This is a genomic window from Streptomyces sp. TP-A0356 (assembly GCF_001417775.1).
In the GTDB taxonomy this organism is placed as follows: Bacteria; Actinomycetota; Actinomycetes; order Streptomycetales; family Streptomycetaceae; genus Streptomyces.
Genome location: NZ_BBZJ01000023.1, coordinates 134,325 through 152,739, shown reverse-complemented (window position 1 = coordinate 152,739; position 18,415 = coordinate 134,325). Strand labels below are relative to the sequence as shown.

Below are 18,415 nucleotides of genomic sequence, written 5' to 3'. Positions count from 1 at the left end.
TCACCTCCGGGTCGCGGACTTCTGGACCCACAGATTGATGAGGGTGGCGCCGAGGAGCATCACGCCGAGGAACGCCTTGAACCAGTCGGGGTTCCAGCCGGCGTAGACGATGCCCTGACTCACCATGCCGAACATGAAAGCACCGAAGACCGGGCCGATCGCGGAGCCGTAGCCGCCGGTCAGCAGACAGCCGCCGATCACCGCCGCCGCGATGTAGATCAGCTCCTGGCCGACGCCCTCCCCGGACTGCACGGTGTTGAAGGAGAACAGCTGGTGCATGCCGACGAACCAGGCGCCGAAGCCGACCAGCATGAACAGCGAGATCTTGGTGAACTTCACGGGCACACCGACGGCCCGTGCGCTGTCCTTGTCGCCGCCGACCGCGAAGATCCAGTTGCCGTACTTGGTGCGCAGCAGCACCCAGGTGGCCAGGGCCGCGAAGAGCAGCCACCACAGGACGGTGATCTTCACCTGGACACCGCCGACGGTGAACGACGAGGAGAAGAGGGCCCTGGCCTGGCCGAAGCCGTCCATGTCGCTGATGTCGTCGGTCGCGACGTTGCCGGTGATCAGCTTGGTGACCGCGAGGTTGATGCCCTGCAGGCCGAGGAACGTGCCGAGGGTGACCAGGAAGCTGGGCAGTCCGGTGCGTACCATCATCCAGCCGTTGAAGGCCCCGATCGCGAGGGACACCACGAGCGCGACGATCACACCCACCCACACGTTCATGGTCAGCTGGAAGCTGACCATGCTGGCGGTCAGCGCCGAGGTGATCACGGCGACACCGGCCGACAGATCGAACTCGCCGCCGATCATCAGCAGCGCCACCGGCAGCGCCATGATCCCGATGGTGGACGACTGGTAGAGGATGGTGGCCATCGAGCTGCCCTGGCGGAACGTCGGCGCCATCGCGAAGAAGAAGACGAACACCGCGACGGCGCCGAGGAACACGCCGACCTCGGGCCGGGCGAGCAGCCGGAACACGAGGGAGCGCTGCAGTGTCCGGCCGTCGCGGCCCTTCGGACCGGAGGCCGGCGGTGAGGTCACCGCCGGCACAGCCTGCTGGGTCATGGTCATCACCTGGTGCCCTTCGCAGCGAACGTGGCGATGATGTCGACGTTGGACTTGTCGACGAAGGCCGGGCCCGTCAGCACCGGCTGCTCACCACCGCCGCTGTAGTTGCCGTTGTTCTTGTAGAGCCACAGCGAGTCGACCGCGAGGTAGCCCTGCAGATAGGGCTGCTGGTCGACGGCGAACTGGATGTCACCCTTCTTGATGGCGCTGGTCAGGTCCTTGTTGAGGTCGAAGGTGGCGATCTTGGCCTTGCTGCCCGCGTCGGACACCGACTGCACCGCGGTCAGCGCGAACGGGGCGCCGAGCGTGACGACGTAGTCGATGGAGCTGTCCTGCTTGAGCTTGGCAGTGATCGTCGACTTGACCGACGGCATGTCGGTGCCGTTCACGTAGAGCGTCTGGGTCTTGCCGCTGAACGTCTTCTTCACGCCGTCGCAGCGCTGGGTGAGCCCGATGTTGCCCTGCTCCTGGATCACACAGACGGCGTTCTTGGCGCCGATCTCGTTGAGCTTCTTGCCGAACACCTCTCCCGCCACACCCTCGTCCTGCCCGAAGAACTCCATCAGGCCGAGCTTCTTCCAGTCGCTGACGCCCGAGTTGAGCCCCACGACCGGGACGCCCGCCGTCTTCGCCTTGCCCAGGACCTCCTTCATGGCGTCCGGCTTGGCGAGGGTGACCGCGACACCGTCGACCTTCTGGTCGAGCGCGTTCTGCACCAGGTTGGCCTGGTTGCCCGCGTTCGGGTCGCTGGAGTAGACGAGTTTGACGTTGTCCTTGGCGGCGGCCGCCTCGGCGCCCTTGCGGACGATGTCCCAGAAGGTGTCACCGGGGGCCTGGTGGGTGACCAGCGCGACCGTCATACGCGCAGTGGTGGCCTTGCCCGCGGCGACGCCCGAGCTGCTCTCCTGCGCCTTCTTTCCGCCCGAGCTGCTGGAGCAGCCGGCGACGAGCAGGGCGGACGCCGCGGCCAGCGCGACGAGAGGGGCGACTCTGTGGGAGCGGCGGGGGTGAAGCGTGCGATCCATCTTTCCTGCACCTCACTGTGCGACCGGGGGGAAAGGGGAGGGACGACACCGGGCGGGGCGCCCCGCGCGGGGCCCGGACGTGGTGTCCGGGACAGGTGCCGGTGAACCGGCGGTCTCGCTGGGACGGGATACAAACCCCTGTCGCACCCGCCTGTCAATACTTTGTTAAGACATCATTTCAGAAGCAGGTCCGAATGTAAGTACAAACTCTTGACAGAAGCTCGTCCGGCGGCCTACACCTGTGAGGCATCCGGGCCCGGATGTCCGCCCCTCCCGCGCCCGGTGCCCGCATCCCCCGCACGAGGAGCGACGCGCATGCCTGAGCCCGCCGAATGTTTCGATCTCATCACCATGGGACGCATCGGGGTCGATCTCTACCCCCTGCAGACCGGTGTTCCGCTTCCCCAGGTCGAGTCCTTCGGAAAGTTCCTCGGCGGCTCGGCGGCCAACGTCGCGGTGGCCGCCGCGCGGCTCGGCCGCACCACGGCGGTGATCACCCGGACCGGCAACGACCCCTTCGGCACCTATCTGCACCAGGCGCTGAAGGAGTTCGGTGTGGACGACCGGTTCGTCACGCCGGTGGAGGCGTACCCGACCCCCATCACGTTCTGCGAGATCTTCCCGCCGGACGACTTCCCCCTCTACTTCTACCGTCGGCCCAAGGCACCCGACCTGGAGATCCGCACCGACGAGCTGGACCTCTCCGCCATCCGCTCCGCCCGCGTCTTCTGGATCACCGGCACCGGTCTGAGCGAGGAGCCCAGCCGCTCGGCGACGCTCGCCGCCCTGAAGGCGCGGGACAAGGCGGGCACCACCGTCTTCGACCTCGACTGGCGCCCCATGTTCTGGCGGGACCCCGACACCGCTCGGCCGTACTACGCCGAGGCACTGCGCCACGCCACCGTGGCCGTCGGCAACCTCGACGAGTGCGAGATCGCCACCGGCGTGCGTGAACCCCGGGCCTGCGCCCGGGCGTTGCTCGACGCGGGCGTGGAGCTCGCGGTCGTCAAGCAGGGTCCCAAGGGAGTGCTCGCCGTGCACCGCGACGGCACGACGGCCGAGGTCCCGCCCGTACCGGTGGAGGTCGTCAACGGGCTGGGCGCAGGGGACGCCTTCGGCGGCTCGCTGTGTCACGGGCTGCTGTCGGGCTGGCCGCTGGAGAAGACCATGCGGTACGCCAACGCGGCCGGGGCGCTCGTCGCCTCTCGTCTGGCCTGCTCCTCCGCGATGCCGACCGAGGCGGAGGTCGCCGGCCTCCTGGCACGCGGCTGACCGTCGCGTCGGGGGTGTGGGGCTGATCAGCGCGACGCCGCCAAGATCCGCCGGACACCCCCAAGGCACCCCGCACGCGGCCGACCGCCGCCACCTCTGAACGGAGCCTGTCTTGAGCATCAGCATCCCCGACCTCGCCGCGGTGCGCGCCCGGCATCCGGAGGCCGTGGCCGAAGCCGCCGCCTGCCGGGTCCGCCGCCCGCTCATCGGCGACAGCGGCCGCCTCATGATCGTGGCCGCCGACCACCCGGCCCGCGGCGCGCTCGGCGTCGGCGACCGCCGCCTGGCCATGGCCAACCGCGCCGACCTGTTGGAACGCCTGTGCGTCGCGCTGTCCCGGCCCGGTGTGGACGGGGTGCTGGCCACCGCCGACATCCTGGAGGACCTTCTGCTGCTCGGTGTCCTGGACGACAAGGTCGTCATGGGCTCCATGAACCGCGGCGGCCTCGCGGGCGCGGCCTTCGAGATGGACGACCGCTTCACCGGCCACCGCGCCGAGGACATCGAACGGCTCCGCTTCGACGCCGGGAAGCTGCTGCTGCGCATCGACTACGGCGACCCCGGCTCCCTGCGGACCCTGGAGGCCACGGCCCGGGCCATCGACGACATGGCCGCGCGCCGACTGCCGCTGTTCGTCGAGCCGTTCATATCGCGGCGGGTCGACGGGAGGGTGCGCAACGACCTGAGCGCCGAGGCCGTCACCCGGTCCATCGCCATCGCCTCGGGCCTCGGCGGCACCTCCGCCTACACCTGGCTCAAGCTCCCCGTCACCGAGGACCCCGACGACATGGCCGAGGCGCTGGAGGCCTCCACGCTGCCCGCCGTGCTCCTCGGCGGCGAGGTCGGCAAGGACCAGGAGGGCGCGTACGAGAGATGGCGCAAGGCGCTGCGTCTGCCCACCGTCCAGGGCATGGTCGTCGGCCGGTCCCTGCTGTATCCCGCCGAGGGCAGCGTGGAGACCGCGGTCGACACCGCGGTCGGCCTGCTGTGACCCGGCCGCGAGTCCGACGAAGCCGCCGGGACACCGCGAAGCCTGCCGGGACACCATGCACTACCTGCCGGGACACCATGCGCCACCTGCCGTGAACCGCGCGAAGCTTGCCGTAACACCGCGCGCAGCCGACCGGGACACCGCGCGAAGCTGTAACACGGCGCGAAGCCTTCCGTGACACCACCACGAAGCCTGCCGTGACTCCGCCACCAAGAAGGGCATCATGACCACCACGCACCACCTTCCCGCGGGCAAGGCCACCACCGACGCCTACACCGTCGACGTCACCCCGGAATCGGCCGGCTGGGGCTACTCAAGCCTGAAGGTGCTCGAACTGTCGCCCGACGGCTGGCACACCTTCGACACCGCCGACAGCGAGTGGATCGTGCTCCCCCTGTCGGGCTCCTGCACCGTCGCCGTCGGCGGCGACACCTTCCGGCTGCAGGGGCGAGCGAGCGTCTTCAGCGGCGTCAGCGACTTCGCGTACGTACCGCGCGACGCCCAGGTCTCGATCGCGTCCCGGGACGGCGGGCGCTTCGCGCTCACCGGTGCCCGCTGCGAGCGCCGGCTGCCCGCCCGCTACGCGCCCGCCTCGTCCGTCCCGGTCGAGCTGCGCGGCACCGGCTCCTGCTCCCGCCAGGTCAACAACTTCGGCGCCGCGGGGGTGTTCGAGTGCGACAAGCTGATCGCCGTCGAGGTGATCACGCCGGGCGGCAACTGGTCGTCCTTCCCGCCGCACAAGCACGACGAGCACCGGCCCGGCGAGGAGTCCGAGCTGGAGGAGATCTACTACTTCGAGTTCGCGGCCCACGAGGGCACGCCCGGACTCGGCTACCAGCGGGTCTCTCCCTCGGGCCACGGCCGCGGCACGGACGTGCTGGCCGAGGTGCGCGACGGCGACGTCGTGCTCATCCCGGACGGCTGGCACGGACCGTCCATGGCCGTACCGGGTCACGACATGTACTACCTCAACGTCATGGCGGGCCCGGACCCCGAGCGGGCCTGGCTGATCTGCGACCACCCCGACCACGCGTGGATCCGCGGCACCTGGCCCGCACAGCCGGCCGACCCCCGCCTCCCCCTCTACACCGCCCCGTCCCAGTGAGGTCCCGATGAGCCAGTCCACCCGCCGCCTGACCGTCGCCCAGGCGCTGGTGCAGTTCCTGTCCGCGCAGTACACGGAGCGCGACGGCGTACGCCACCGGCTGATCGCCGGCACCTGGGGCATCTTCGGCCACGGCAACGTGGCCGGCCTGGGCCAGGCGCTGCTGGAGGCCGGCGAAGACACGATGCCCTTCCACCAGGGCCGCAACGAGCAGGCCATGGTGCACGCCGCCGTCGGCTACGCGCGCCAGCTGAACCGGCTGTCCGCACAGGCGGTCACCACCTCCATCGGCCCCGGCGCCACCAACCTGGTCACCGGCGCCGCGCTGGCCACGATCAACCGGCTGCCGGTCCTGCTGCTGCCCGGCGACTACTTCGCCACGCGTCCCGCGGACCCGCTGCTGCAGCAGCTGGAGCACCCGGTCGACGCCGACGTGTCGGTCAACGACACGCTGCGCCCGGTCTCCCGCCACTTCGACCGGATCGCCCGCCCGCAGGCGCTGATCCCTTCCGCACTGAACGCCATGCGGGTACTGACCGACCCGGCCGAGACCGGCGCGGTCACCCTCGCACTGCCGCAGGACGTGCAGGCGGAGGCGTACGACTGGCCGGAGGAGTTCTTCGCCGAGCGCGTCTGGCGCGTGCGCCGCCCCGCACCCGACCCGGTCGAGCTCGCCGAGGCGGTACGCGCCATCCGCGCCGCCGAGCGGCCGCTGATCGTGGCGGGCGGCGGCGTCCACCACAGCGAGGCCGAGCACGCGTTGAAGGCACTGGTGGACGCCACCGGCATCCCGGTCGCCTCCACCCAGGCGGGCAAGGGCTCGCTGCGCCACGACCACCCCGCCGACCTCGGCGGTATCGGCCACACCGGCACCGCCGTCTGCGACGACATCGCGCGCGCCGCCGACCTGGTCATCGGAGTCGGCACCCGTTACACCGACTTCACCACCGCCTCCGGCACGCTGTTCCAGAACCCCGGAGTGCGGTTCGTCAACCTCAACATCACCGCCTTCGACGCCCACAAGCTCGCCGCCCGCGCCCTGGTGGCGGACGCCCGGTCGGGCCTTCAGGCGCTCGCCGAGGGACTGTCCGGCCACCGTGTGAGCGAGGCCTACGAGGCCGAGTACCGCGCGGGCAAGGCACATTGGGAGCAGATCGTCGAGGCCGCCTACCGCGCGGACGACGAGAACTCGGTGCCGACCCAGACCCAGGTCCTCGGCGCCCTGGACTCCGTCGTGGGCGACGACGACGTGGTGATCAACGCGGCCGGCTCGCTCCCCGGCGATCTGCACAAGCTGTGGCGGGCCCGCTCACCGCGCCAGTACCACCTGGAGTACGGCTACTCCTGCATGGGCTACGAGATCCCGGCCGGCATCGGCGTGCAGCAGGCCGCGCCCGGCACGCCGGTGTGGTCGCTGGTCGGCGACGGCACGTATCTGATGATGCCCACCGAGATCGTCACCGCGGTCCAGGAGGGCCTGCCGGTCAACCTGGTCCTCATCCAGAACCACGGCTACGCCTCCATCGGCGGCCTGTCCGAGGAGACCGGAGGCGAGCGGTTCGGCACCGCCTACCGCTACCGCGCCGCCGACGGCACCTTCACCGGAGCCCCGCTCCCGGTGGACCTGGCCGCCAACGTCGGGAGCCTCGGTATGGACGTGCTGCGCGCCAAGACCCTACGGGAACTGCGTGACGCCCTCGCCACGGCGCGCGCCTCAAACCGGCCCACGTGTGTGTACGTGGAGACCGACCCGGCCCCCACCGCTCCCGGCGCCGAGGCGTGGTGGGACGTGCCTGTCGCCGAGGTCGCCTCCCGCCAGGCCGCCCTGACCGCCCGCGAGAGGTACGACCGGCAGGCCGCCGGCCGCCGACGCCACCTCTGATCCCGCTCACGAAAGGCCACCCGCACCATGAAGACCATCGACCACTGGATCGGCGGCAAGCCCGTCGAAGGCACCTCGGGACGCTTCGGCCCGGTCTACAACCCGGCCACCGGCGCGCTGGAGAAGCAGGTCGCCTTCGCCACGACCGACGAGGTCGACACCGCCGTCGCCACGGCCGCCGCCGCGTTCGAGAGCTGGGGCCGGTCCTCGCTCGCCACGCGCACGGCGATCCTGTTCAAGTTCCGCGAGCTGCTGGACGCGCACCGCGACGAGATCGCCGAACTGATCAGCGCCGAGCACGGCAAGGTCCACTCCGACGCGCTCGGCGAGGTGGCGCGCGGTCTGGAGATCGTGGAGCTGGCCTGCGGCATCTCCGAGAAGCTCAAGGGCGAGCTGTCCACACAGGTCTCCACCCGGGTGGACGTGGCCTCGATCCGCCAGCCGCTCGGCGTGGTCGCCGGCATCACGCCGTTCAACTTCCCGGCCATGGTGCCGATGTGGATGTTCCCGCTCGCCATCGCGTGCGGCAACACCTTCGTGCTCAAGCCGAGCGAGAAGGACCCGTCGGCCTCCTTCCGGCTGGCCGAACTGGCCGCCGAGGCCGGGCTGCCGGACGGAGTGCTGAACATCGTGCAGGGTGACAAGGTGGCCGTCGACCGGCTCCTGGAGCACCCGGACATCGCGGCGGTCTCCTTCGTCGGCTCCACCCCGATCGCCAAGTACATCCAGCTCAAGGCGGTCGAGCACGACAAGCGCGTCCAGGCGCTGGGCGGTGCGAAGAACCACATGGTGGTCCTGCCGGACGCGGACCTGGACTTCGCCGCCGACCAGGCGATCAACGCGGCGTACGGTTCGGCGGGCGAGCGCTGCATGGCGGTGTCGGTGGTGGTGGCGGTCGGCGACACGGGCGACGAACTGGTGGAGAGGATCGCCGCACGAGCGAGGAACCTCCGCATCGGCCCCGGCGACGACCCCGCCTCCGAGATGGGCCCGCTGATCACGCGCGAGCACCGTGACAAGGTGGCCTCGTATGTGACGAGCGCGGCGCGGCAGGGCGCCGAGGTCGTGGTCGACGGCACGGGACACACCGTCGAAGGCCACGAGAACGGCTTCTTCATCGGGGTCTCGCTGCTGGACAAGGTGCCGGTGACGGCGGACGCGTACCGGGACGAGATCTTCGGTCCCGTGCTGTGCGTGGTGCGCGCGGACACGTACGACGACGCCATCGAGCTGGTCAACAGCTCCCGTTGGGGCAACGGGACCGCCATCTTCACGCGGGACGGCGGCGCCGCGCGCCGCTTCCAGCTGGAGGTCCAGGCGGGCATGGTCGGCGTCAACGTGCCGATCCCGGTTCCCGTGGGCTACCACTCCTTCGGCGGCTGGAAGGACTCGCTCTTCGGCGACCTGCACATCTACGGCAACGACGGCATCGCCTTCTACACCCAGGGCAAGGTGATCACCACGCGCTGGCCGGACCCGGCCGACGGTGGTATCGACCTCGGATTCCCCAGCCACTCCTGAGAGGCGCCGCGGCCGGTGCGGCCGGGCACGCGCGCCCCGCACCGGCCACGCCACCTTCCCCCAGGCCCGATGGTCAGGACAACGTGATGACAAGGGTTCCTGTCAACCGGTCGTCGGCATACTCTCCCTCCGCCGCCACCCCCTCCCCCGGGACGCTCGATTTCGCCCTCGACCGCGGCAGCCCGGTCCCGCTCTACTACCAGCTGGCGCAGCAGTTGGAGGCGGCGATCGAGCACGGCGCGCTGGGCCCCGGCAGTCTGCTGGGCAACGAGATCGAGCTCGCCGGGCGGCTCGGCCTGTCCCGCCCCACGGTCCGCCAGGCCATTCAGTCGCTGGTCGACAAGGGGTTGCTGGTCCGCCGCCGGGGCGTGGGCACACAGGTGGTGCACAGCCAGGTCAAGCGCCCGCTGGAGCTGAGCAGCCTGTACGACGACCTGGAGGCCGCCGGCCAGAAGCCCGCGACGCAGGTGGTGCGCAACACGGTGGAGCAGGCCTCCGCCGAGGTCGCCGCCGCCCTCGGGATCGCCGAGGGCGGCGAGGTGCGCCACATGGAGCGCCTGCGCCTCTCCCATGGCGGGCCGATGGCGTTCCTGACCAACTACGTGCCGGTGGGCCTGCTGGACCTCGACACCGAGAAGCTCGAATCGACCGGTCTGTACCGGATGATGCGCAGCGTCGGCATCACCCTGCACAGCGCCCGGCAGTCGGTCGGCGCACGCTGCGCCACCGCGCAGGAGGCACAGCGGCTGAACGAGCCGGAGGGCGCGGCCCTGCTCACCATGCGGCGCACGGCCTACGACGACACCGGCCGCGCCGTCGAGTACGGCACCCACATCTACCGCGCCTCCCGCTACGCCTTCGACTTCCGGCTCCTGGTGCGGCCCTGACCTCAGGGTGTGGTGCCGGTGCTGGTCAGCCGAGGTCCACCCATGCGCGCGAGTCCGCGGAGCGGCTCATGGCGTCCAGCGCGGCGGCGCTGTGCACGGCGTCGTCGAGGGTGGCGCCGTAGGCCGTGCCCTCCGTGACGGAGCGCAGGAAGTGGTACGCCTCGATGACCTTCAGATCGTCGTAGCCCATGCTGTTGGCCGCGCCGGGCTGGAAGGCGGCGTACTCGCCGTGGCCGGGGCCGACGTAGAGGGTGCTGACGGGCTGGTCCTGGTAGGCCGTGCCGCGGCTGACGCCGAGTTCGCCCATGCGCCGGAAGTCCCAGAAGACCGCGCCCTCGGTGCCGTGGACCTCGAAGCCGTAGTTGTTCTGCTCGCCCACGGAGACCCGGCAGGCCTCCAGCACACCGCGGGCGCCGGAGGCGAAGCGCAGCAGGCAGTTCACGTAGTCCTCGTTCTCCACGGGTCCCGGTGCACCGCCCGTCGCACGGGTGTGGCCCGCGGTGGCGCCCGCGGGACGGGCCCGCTCCGGGATGAAGACGGCGGTGTCGGCGGCCAGGGACTCGATCTCGCCGAGCAGGAAGCGGGCCAGGTCCACCCCGTGCGAGGCAAGGTCGCCGAGGACTCCGCTGCCGCCCCGCTCCCGCTCGTACCGCCAGGTCAGGGCGCCCTCGGGGTGGGCCGCGTAGTCGCTGAAGAGCCGAATGCGGACATGGGTGACGGTGCCGATCCCGCCGGAGGCGATGAGGTCACGGGCGGCGGCCACGGCGGGCGCGTTGCGGTAGTTGAAGCCGACCGTGCCCTGGACGCCGGCCTTGGCGACGGCTCCGGCGACCGCGCGGGCGTCCTCGGCGGTCAGGCCGACGGGCTTCTCGATCCAGATGTGCTTGCCCGCCTCGGCCATGGCGACGCCGATCTCGCGGTGCAGGAAGTTCGGGGCGGCGATGCTCACCGCCCGCACCCGGGGGTCGGCGGCGATCTCCCGCCAGTCGTGCACGGCGGTCGCGAAGCCGTACTGCCCGGCCGCCTCCTCGGCCCGGCCGGGCACCTCGTCGGCGACGGCGACCAGTTCGGGCCGTACGGACAGCTGCGGGAAGTGGTGGGGCACACGGACGTAGGCCTGGGTGTGCACCCGTCCCATCCAGCCGAAACCCACGACGGCGACGCCGAGCGTACTCACCATGACTGCCCCTCTTTGGACCGGTCCAGAACGTGCGCGGCTCACACTGAAGCCCATACGAGCACTTGTCAATCCCTTTGACAGGAGCGCTCACCGTATGGAACGGTCCACACATGAGACCACCGACGATCCGCGATGTGGCCGAACGGGCCGGAGTGTCGAAGTCGCTGGTCTCCCTGGTGCTGCGCGGCTCCGACCAGGTGCGCGCCGAGAAGCGGCGGGCCGTGCTGGCCGCCGTCGAGGAACTGGGGTACCGGCCCAATGCCGCCGCGCGCAGCCTCAGCGAGCGCCGCACCCGTACGGTCGGCGTCCTGCTGAACGATCTGCGCAACCCATGGTTCGTGGAACTGCTCGACGGTCTCAACTCCCGGCTGCACGACTCCGGTCTGCACATGCTGCTGGCGGACGGTCGGCTCAACCGGCGTCTCGGGGAGGACCTCACCCGTACCTTCACCGATCTGCGGGTCGACGGGCTGATCGCGGTGGGCACGCTGCCGCCCTCCGAGGCGCTGCGCACGGCGGCCGCCCGGATCCCCACCGTCGTCGCCGGGGCGCGCGAGCCGGTGCTGCCTGCGGTCGACATCGTGGCGAACGACGACGAGCACGGCGCCCGCCTGGCCACCGAGCACCTGATCGGCCTCGGCCACCGCCGCATCGCCCATATCGCCGGTCAGGGGGTGGTGGGCGAACTGCGCCGGCGCTGCTTCGAGACGGTGATGCGCGAGCACGGCCTGGCGGACACCGCGACCGTGACACAGGGCGATCTGACGGAGGAGGGCGGCTACCGGGCCACGGTCCGTCTCCTCAGCGCCCCCGAACGCCCCACCGCCGTCTTCGCGTTCAATGACATAGCGTGCGTCGGCGCCCTCTCGGCGGCCGAGGAACTCGGGCTGCGGGTGCCGGACGATCTCTCCCTCGTCGGCTACGACAACACCTACCTCTCACGGCTCCGGCACCTGTGGCTCACCACCGTGGACAACGGCAGCCACGACGTCGGCCGCCGCGCCGCCCAGTGCCTCCTGGACCGCATCGACGACCCCACCCGACCGGCCGAACTGCTCCTGACCATCCCGTCCCTCGAGGTCAGGGGGACGACGGGGGCGCCCGGTCCGCAAGCGGGTGCTTGAGGGGAGGACGCCACGCCACGCGCAGCCCGCACGCGGGAGAGCACGCGCCCGAACCTACTCACTCACACGCCGGACATACCACTGCCGCCGGTTCAGGACTCTCGTGCCGCCACGATCCACTTCGACGGCAGTTCTATGCGTGTGCCGTCCGCCGTGTGTTCCGTGGTGACCAGCGGCAGTTCACCGCTCGCCACGACCGTGAGACCGGCCGAGCGCAGATACTCCGGTACCGCCGCGTCCGCCACCTCACCGGGAGCGATGCCGTGCCGGAAGACCGGGGCGAGCTTGGCCGGCGGCCCCTCGGGGCTCTGTGCCAGGCCCCTCAGTACGGTTCCGGCCGCCTCGGCGAGTTCGGCGAGGAAGACCCGGCCGCGCTCCCCCACCAGCGTCGCCATGCCGCCGACGAGCGGCTGGCGGTCTTCGGGCTCGCACTGGTGGAGCACGCCCCGCATATAGACGTTGGCGTCGCCGAGTTCGGCGTGCAGTGTCTCGGCCGCGCCCTTCTCGGCAGCGTCGATCCGTCGGTACTCCGCCCGGCCCGTGGGATCGGCGCGGCGGGCGTGGTCGAGGGCCGAGGTCGACAGGTCGGCGCCGAGGACGCGGGGGAAGTGATCGGCCAGGAAGCGGGTCTGGGTGCCGTTCCCGCAGCCGAGGTCCACGAGCGGCAGTCCGGAATCGGCCAACAGCGGTGCGAACAGAGCGAGGTGGACTCCCACGGTCACAGCCGGCTCCGCGTCCCAGAACACGGCCCCCGGCTCGTCGGGTGCCTCGTTCCAGAAGCCCTCCCAGGCCTGCCTGTACCGACTCGTCACGCTCATGTCCAACTCCCTGGGGTTCGGCCGCAACCCGCCGGGGCGACGGGCGAGATCGGTCTACCGCGCGGGGAGTCGGGGCGACAAGAAGGTGGCGATACCTTCACCGCACCATCGCGTCCACCTCTGTGGTCGATCACGACGGCTCAGCGGCGCGGCAGGCTCAGTTCGAACCACACCGTCTTGCCCGAGCTCGTACGGCTGGTTCCCCACTCGCGGGCCAGGGTGCTCACCACGCGCAGCCCGCGGCCGAACTCGTCGCCGGGACCCGTGTTGAGCAGTGTGGGCAGGGTGGGGTCGTCGTCGTCCACCTCGCACAGCAGGGTGTCGGCGCGCACCAGGCGCAGTTCGATCTGGTGACCGTGCGCGTGCGCCACGGCGTTGGTGACCAGCTCGCTCACCATCAGCGCGGCGTTGCCGGCGAGCGCGCTCAGCCCCCACTCGTGGAGCTGTTCGCGGACCACCGCACGGGCCCGGCCCACCTCGACCGGGTCGCGGGCGAGCCGCCACACGGCGACGTCCTCGGGTTCGATTCCGTTGAGCCGGGCCATCAGCAGCGCCACGTCGTCCTTGCGGCCGCCGCGGGTGTTGAGGGCGCGGATGATGGTGTCGCACGCGTCGTCCATGGAGGCCGCCGGGTGCGCGGCGGACTCGCACAGCGTCGCGAGGCCGACACCGATGTCCTCGCCGCGCACCTCCACCAGGCCGTCGGTGCACATCACCAGGCGGTCGCCGGGCGCCACCCGCACGCGTACCGACTCGAACGGCACCCCTCCGACGCCGATCGGCGCACCCGTGGGCAGGCCGAGCAGTTCGCTGCGCCCGTCGCCGGCATGGACGATCACCGGCGGGATGTGACCGGCGTTGGCGATCTGCAGCTCGCTCGCTATCGGGTCGTAGACGGCGTACAGGCAGGTGGCGAGGTAGGAGTCGCCGAGCCGCTGGGCGAGGTCGTCGAGGTTGCGCAGCAGCTGGGCGGGCGGCAGGTCGAGGGCGGCCATGGTCTGCACGGCCGTACGCAACTGGCCCATCATCGCGGCCGAGTTCAGGCCGTGTCCCATGACGTCGCCGACGACCAGCGCGGTGCGCGCGCCGGGCAGTTTCACGGAGTCGAACCAGTCGCCGCCGACACGTCCGAGCAGGGTGCCCGGCAGATAGCGGGTGGCGATGTCACATCCCGCCATACGGGGCGCGATCTGCGGCAGCATGCTGTCCTGGAGGGTCTCCGCGACGCTCTCCTGGTACGTGTACATGCGCGCGTTGTCGAGCACGAGGGCCGCCCGGGCGGCGAGTTCGGCGCCGGTCACCCGGTCCATGTCGTTGAACTCGACGCGCTCGGGGTGGCGCAGCAGGATCATGAAGCCGAGCACCACGTTGCGCGCCTTCAGGGGCACGACCAGCATGGAGCGGTGGGTGATCAGGGGCCGGATGTCGCGCTTCTCGAACTGCGCGGCGATGGCGTGCCCCATCTCCTCGCTGATGCGCGGTACGAGGACGGGCTCGCCACTGGTCATGCACTGGAAGAAGGGCGTGTGCGCCGGGAACGGCATGGCCTCGCCGACCGGTACGACGTCGTCCCAGCGGCCGGGCTCGTCGGTGTGCTCGAGCGCGACCCGGTGCCACATGGTCGTGGTGTCGGGCACGCCTTCGGGGAACCCCTCGCCGGCCACGACCTGTTCACGCAGATACGTGCCCGCCACGTCCGTGAAGCGGGGCACGACGGCCTTGCTGACCTCGACGATGGTCCGCGCCAGATCGAGTGACGTACCGATCCTGCCGCTGACCTCGTTGAGGAACTCCAGGCGCTCGCGCACCGCGACGTACTCGAGGTCCTCGCCCTCGTCCCGGAGGTCGTCGGGCACCGGCTGCCCGCTCGCCACGGCCAGCGCCGCCCGCTCCCGGCGTGCCTTGCGCTCGGCGCGCCGCGGCACGCCCCAGTCGGGCGTGACGGGCACCCGGTCGTTCTGGCTGAACTCCATTATGGGATAGCCGAGTTCGAGTACCTGTGCGACGATCCGGGCGCTCTCGCCGACGCTCATGCTGGGCAGTATCTCGGGCAGTCCCCGGGCGAGTTCCTCGGCGCCGGGGAAGTCGGTGTGCAGGGCGAAGCCGGGCGAGATGCGCTCGATCGCCACGCCGTCGTCCCGGTGGTGCAGCGCGTCCGCGTCGGCGGCCAGTACCAACAGCCGTTCCGGACCGGGTCCCACCAACGGGTACGCCCACCACAGGACGTCGACCCTTTCCCACCCTTCGGGCCGGGAGACCCCCGTCTCGCTCGGCTCGCGGTCGGGCGCGGAGAGACGGGCGCGCCCGGCGGCCGGATAGGACAGCCGCCCGTCGAGCGAGGACTCCAGGTCGGGGCCGAGTCCGTCGTACGCGGCGTACGCCCCGTAGGGGCCGGTCTCCTCGTCGTCGGGCAGGGCGCCGGAGACGGGCAGCAGATCAAGGGCGGGCCGGCCGACCGCGGCCTCCCTGGGGGTGCCGAACAGCTGCCTCGCGCCACGGCTCCAGTGCGAGACCAGACCGCCGCGGTCCACCACGACCACGGCCAGGGGGATTCGGCCGGCCGCGGCGTGCTCCGCCACGACGTTCCCGGCCGGGGCGCCCGTCTTGGTGCCATGGTCCATGGCCCAGGCCCTTCCCTCCGCGTCCGCATGATCTCTGTACCGCACAACCACGGTACGACCCCGCTCGGTCGCGATGTGTGGCATTGCATGAATTGCCGCCGGGGGCGCCTCCGGCGCGGTAAGAGCTCCGAACGGAATGGGAGTCCGATCAGCGCCCATCTTTGTTCGGAGCTCTGAGAGGCGTGGGGCGGTGACGGCATGCGGTCCGTCGGCGGCGGACCGGTTCGCCGCCCGCCCCCTCAGTCCTCGTGCCCCAACTGCAGGTCCCGCTCCGTCCGGCCGCCTCCGGCGACCTGCAACACGGTGGCCACCGGCGGGTAACCGGCTGCGATGACCGTGTACTCACCGGACGACAGGTCGACGAACCGGAACGTTCCGTCGGCCCCGGTCGTCAGTGTGTCGACGACGTTGCCCGCGGCGTCGAGAAGCGTCACCCGCGCATCCTCGACCGGCCGCCCGTCCCCGGCGCGCACGGTGCCGCGCAGCACCGCGCCGCCCGCGAGCTCGACGTCCTGCCGGGTCTCGCGCGAGGCCTGCACGGTGACGGGCAGCGCCGCCGGCCGGAAGGCGGGCGCGCTGGCGGCGAGGGTGTACTCCCCCGCCACCAACTCGCTGATGACATAGCCGCCTTCGCGTCCGCTGCGGGTGCTCGCCACCACCTCCCCGTGCACATTGGTGAGCGTGACGGCGGCATCGCGCACCGGCGTGCCGTCGGCCGTCAGGACGCTCCCGGCGAGCCGCCCCGCGCCGCCGAGCACGACGTCCAGCTCCACCGGACGCTCCCCCACGGTCACCGAGACCGCCTGTGGCTGGTGGCCGCCGGCGGCGGCGATCAGGACGTAGGCCCCGGATCCGGGCGTGGACAGCGCGTACCGGCCGTCCTCGCCGCTCGCGCCCCGTCCGATCTGCACGCCCGCGACATCGATGAGGGTGAGGGCGGCGCGCGGTACGACGGTGCCGTCGGGGTGCTGGACCGTGCCACAGACGGGCACTCCGGCCGCGTAGGGCGAACGTGCCTGCGGAACCTGGGCCGTGGGTGGGGTGCCGGGGGGTGCGTTGTGGGACACCAGTGGTCTCTCCTTGAGGAAGAAGGCGATGAGCAGGCCGAGGACGAGCACCGGCACGAGGTAGAGGAAGATCCGTGGCATGGCGTCGGCGTAGGCGTCGATGTACGCGCGGCGCAGCTCCGGTGGCAGTGCGTGGACGAGTTGCGGGGTGATGGACTGGGGGTCGGGCAGGGGGGCGCCCGCGCGCGCGGGGAGGCGCTTGTCCAGTGCGTCCGAGAGCCGGTTGGCGAACAGGGTGCCGAAGACGGCGGCCCCGACGCTGCCGCCGATCTGCCGGAAGTAGTTGTTGGCGCTGGTCGCGGTGCCCAGGTCGGCGGGGCGCACGGAGTTCTGCACGGCGAGGACCAGGACGGGCATCACCATGCCGATGCCGGCGCCGAGGACGGCCATCCAGATGCTGTACTGCAGCCGCGGAGTGCCGGTCCCCAGCCGGGACAGCAGCCACATGCCGACGGCGGCCAGGAGACTGCCGAGGACGGGGTAGGCCTTGTAGCGGCCGGTGTGGCTGATGAGTTGTCCGCAGATGATCGAGGCGCCGACGATGCCGGCCATCATCGGCAGCATCAGCAGCCCGGACTCGGTGGCGCTCGCTCCGTCGACCATCTGCAGGAAGGTGGGCAGATAGCTGGCGGCGCCGAACAGTGCGACCCCGATGACCAGCCCCACCAGGGCGGTGACGTTGAAGACCGAGTCGCGGAACAGCCGCAGGGGGATCAGGGGTTCGACGGCGAACCCCTCGACGACGAGGAAGAGGACGCTCGCGACGGCCGCTCCGGCGCCGAGCCCCAGGATGACCCGCGAGCCCCAGGCGTACTCGGTGCCGCCCCAACTCGTCAGCAGCACCAGGCAGGTCGACGCGGCGGCCAGCAACAGGGTGCCGATCACGTCGAGTCGGGCCTTCGCGGCGGGCTTCGGCAGTCTCAGTACGACCGCGACCACGGCCAGGGTGAGGAGGCCGAAGGGCACGTTGACGTAGAAGCACCAGCGCCAGGAGAGGTGGTCGGTGAAGTAGCCGCCCAGGAGGGGCCCGGCCACGGAGGCGAGACCGAAGGCGGCGCCGATCAGGCCCATGTAACGGCCGCGTTCGCGGGGCGGGACGATGTCCGCGATGATCGCCTGCACACCGATCATGAGGCCCCCGGCGCCGACGCCCTGGAGGGCGCGGAAGGCGATCAGCTGGTCCATGCTCCCCGCCCGCCCGGCGAGCGCGGAGCCGACGACGAACGCGCCGATCGCGAACTGGAAGACGCCCTTGCGGCCGAAGAGGTCGCCGCACTTGCCGTAGACCGGGAGGCCGACGGTGGAGGTCAGCAGGTAAGCGGTGATCGCCCAGGACATCCGGTCCAGGCCGTGCAGCTCACCGACGATCTTCGGGAGCGCGGTGGCCACGATCATCTGGTCGAGCGCGGCGAGCAGCAGCGCGAGCATGAGCCCGACGAAGACCAGGCGAACCCGGCGGGGGCTGAGCGCCGTGGGCTCCACGGTGTCCGGGGGTGCGGTGCCGGACGGCTTCGGGGGCGTGTGCGGGACCACGGGCGTCACGGCCCGCTCGCTGTCCACGTCCACCACGGTCGTCCCGGCCACGTACCACTCCCCTCGTCGCGCCTGCGCCGCCCATTTCTCGCATTGCGCGACAACTGGGAGCAAGCGCGACGAGTCACCCGCGGAACGGACCCCGTGGCGTATCCGCCGGTCGGAGCCCTACGGCGTACAGCCGTGCCGTACGGAAAACCACCCGAAACGGTGAGCGTGAGAAGCAGTCCTCCACCTGGCGAAGTGCGCTCCGGGAGCTCGGAATGGGAACTCCGCGCCCCGGAGCGCACTCGGTGCCGCAGCGGCGCTCATGGA

13 protein-coding genes are annotated in these 18,415 nt (G+C 71.2%); 7 read left to right on the top strand and 6 right to left on the bottom strand.

Going from position 1 to position 18,415, the window contains the following annotated elements; translation table 11 throughout:
- Positions 1 to 1,077: an ABC transporter permease gene (locus ASC56_RS24985; RefSeq protein ID WP_055493770.1), complete on the bottom strand. Its 1,077-nt coding sequence runs from the start codon at positions 1,075 to 1,077 to the stop codon at positions 1 to 3.
- The gene (locus ASC56_RS24980; RefSeq protein WP_055493769.1) at positions 1,077 to 2,099 is read right to left on the bottom strand and encodes a sugar ABC transporter substrate-binding protein; all 1,023 of its coding nucleotides are present in this window, start codon (positions 2,097 to 2,099) and stop codon (positions 1,077 to 1,079) included. The genes ASC56_RS24985 and ASC56_RS24980 overlap by 1 nt, the downstream gene beginning before the upstream one ends.
- Before the next feature lie 315 nt (positions 2,100 to 2,414).
- On the opposite strand from ASC56_RS24980, the gene iolC reads away from it, so the two are divergent.
- From iolC to ASC56_RS24950, 6 genes are all read left to right on the top strand, one after another.
- Positions 2,415 to 3,371 (top strand): 5-dehydro-2-deoxygluconokinase, encoded by a 957-nt coding sequence (gene iolC / locus ASC56_RS24975; RefSeq protein ID WP_055493768.1) that lies wholly within the window; start codon positions 2,415 to 2,417, stop codon positions 3,369 to 3,371.
- A 112-nt stretch (positions 3,372 to 3,483) separates the two neighbouring features.
- Positions 3,484 to 4,362, top strand: a complete 879-nt coding sequence (locus ASC56_RS24970; protein ID WP_055493767.1) for a hypothetical protein — start codon at positions 3,484 to 3,486, stop codon at positions 4,360 to 4,362.
- A gap of 223 nt (positions 4,363 to 4,585) precedes the next feature.
- Complete coding sequence (gene iolB, locus ASC56_RS24965; RefSeq protein ID WP_055493766.1) at positions 4,586 to 5,467, top strand: 5-deoxy-glucuronate isomerase; 882 nt, start codon at positions 4,586 to 4,588, stop codon at positions 5,465 to 5,467.
- 7 nt (positions 5,468 to 5,474) lie between these two features.
- The gene (iolD, locus tag ASC56_RS24960) at positions 5,475 to 7,349 is read left to right on the top strand and encodes a 3D-(3,5/4)-trihydroxycyclohexane-1,2-dione acylhydrolase (decyclizing) (RefSeq protein WP_055493765.1); all 1,875 of its coding nucleotides are present in this window, start codon (positions 5,475 to 5,477) and stop codon (positions 7,347 to 7,349) included.
- A 27-nt stretch (positions 7,350 to 7,376) separates the two neighbouring features.
- Entirely contained in the window at positions 7,377 to 8,870 is a 1,494-nt protein-coding gene (locus ASC56_RS24955) for a CoA-acylating methylmalonate-semialdehyde dehydrogenase (RefSeq protein ID WP_055493764.1), read from the top strand.
- A gap of 86 nt (positions 8,871 to 8,956) precedes the next feature.
- Positions 8,957 to 9,757, top strand: a complete 801-nt coding sequence (locus tag ASC56_RS24950) for a GntR family transcriptional regulator (protein WP_055493763.1) — start codon at positions 8,957 to 8,959, stop codon at positions 9,755 to 9,757.
- A gap of 25 nt (positions 9,758 to 9,782) precedes the next feature.
- Here ASC56_RS24950 and ASC56_RS24945 read toward each other — a convergent pair whose 3' ends face one another.
- Entirely contained in the window at positions 9,783 to 10,937 is a 1,155-nt protein-coding gene (locus ASC56_RS24945) for a Gfo/Idh/MocA family protein (protein ID WP_055493762.1), read from the bottom strand.
- 110 nt (positions 10,938 to 11,047) lie between these two features.
- On the opposite strand from ASC56_RS24945, the gene ASC56_RS24940 reads away from it, so the two are divergent.
- On the top strand, positions 11,048 to 12,061 hold the full coding sequence (locus tag ASC56_RS24940; protein ID WP_055493761.1) for a LacI family DNA-binding transcriptional regulator: 1,014 nt from the start codon (positions 11,048 to 11,050) through the stop codon (positions 12,059 to 12,061).
- Between the two features lie 92 nt (positions 12,062 to 12,153).
- On the opposite strand, the gene ASC56_RS24935 is transcribed toward ASC56_RS24940, so the two are convergent.
- The 3 genes from ASC56_RS24935 to ASC56_RS24925 form a co-directional block, all read right to left on the bottom strand.
- Positions 12,154 to 12,879 carry a class I SAM-dependent methyltransferase gene (locus ASC56_RS24935; protein WP_055493760.1) on the bottom strand — a complete coding sequence of 242 codons (726 nt, stop codon included), beginning with the start codon at positions 12,877 to 12,879 and terminating at the stop codon, positions 12,154 to 12,156.
- A gap of 140 nt (positions 12,880 to 13,019) precedes the next feature.
- Positions 13,020 to 15,500: a SpoIIE family protein phosphatase gene (locus ASC56_RS24930; RefSeq protein ID WP_055493759.1), complete on the bottom strand. Its 2,481-nt coding sequence runs from the start codon at positions 15,498 to 15,500 to the stop codon at positions 13,020 to 13,022.
- A gap of 239 nt (positions 15,501 to 15,739) precedes the next feature.
- On the bottom strand, positions 15,740 to 18,151 hold the full coding sequence (locus tag ASC56_RS24925) for an MFS transporter (RefSeq protein WP_055493758.1): 2,412 nt from the start codon (positions 18,149 to 18,151) through the stop codon (positions 15,740 to 15,742).
- Between the last annotated feature and the right edge of the window lie 264 nt (positions 18,152 to 18,415).

Excerpts from the sequence above, each read along its gene's own strand:
- ASC56_RS24985 (WP_055493770.1), bottom strand. The coding sequence starts at position 1,077 with ATGACCATGACCCAGCAGGCTGTGCCGGCGGTGACCTCACCGCCGGCC.
- ASC56_RS24980 (WP_055493769.1), bottom strand. The coding sequence starts at position 2,099 with ATGGATCGCACGCTTCACCCCCGCCGCTCCCACAGAGTCGCCCCTCTC.
- iolC (WP_055493768.1), top strand. The coding sequence starts at position 2,415 with ATGCCTGAGCCCGCCGAATGTTTCGATCTCATCACCATGGGACGCATC.
- iolB (WP_055493766.1), top strand. The coding sequence starts at position 4,586 with ATGACCACCACGCACCACCTTCCCGCGGGCAAGGCCACCACCGACGCC.
- iolD (WP_055493765.1), top strand. The coding sequence starts at position 5,475 with ATGAGCCAGTCCACCCGCCGCCTGACCGTCGCCCAGGCGCTGGTGCAG.
- ASC56_RS24955 (WP_055493764.1), top strand. The coding sequence starts at position 7,377 with ATGAAGACCATCGACCACTGGATCGGCGGCAAGCCCGTCGAAGGCACC.
- ASC56_RS24950 (WP_055493763.1), top strand. The coding sequence starts at position 8,957 with ATGACAAGGGTTCCTGTCAACCGGTCGTCGGCATACTCTCCCTCCGCC.
- ASC56_RS24945 (WP_055493762.1), bottom strand. The coding sequence starts at position 10,937 with ATGGTGAGTACGCTCGGCGTCGCCGTCGTGGGTTTCGGCTGGATGGGA.
- ASC56_RS24940 (WP_055493761.1), top strand. The coding sequence starts at position 11,048 with ATGAGACCACCGACGATCCGCGATGTGGCCGAACGGGCCGGAGTGTCG.
- ASC56_RS24935 (WP_055493760.1), bottom strand. The coding sequence starts at position 12,879 with ATGAGCGTGACGAGTCGGTACAGGCAGGCCTGGGAGGGCTTCTGGAAC.
- ASC56_RS24930 (WP_055493759.1), bottom strand. The coding sequence starts at position 15,500 with ATGGACCATGGCACCAAGACGGGCGCCCCGGCCGGGAACGTCGTGGCG.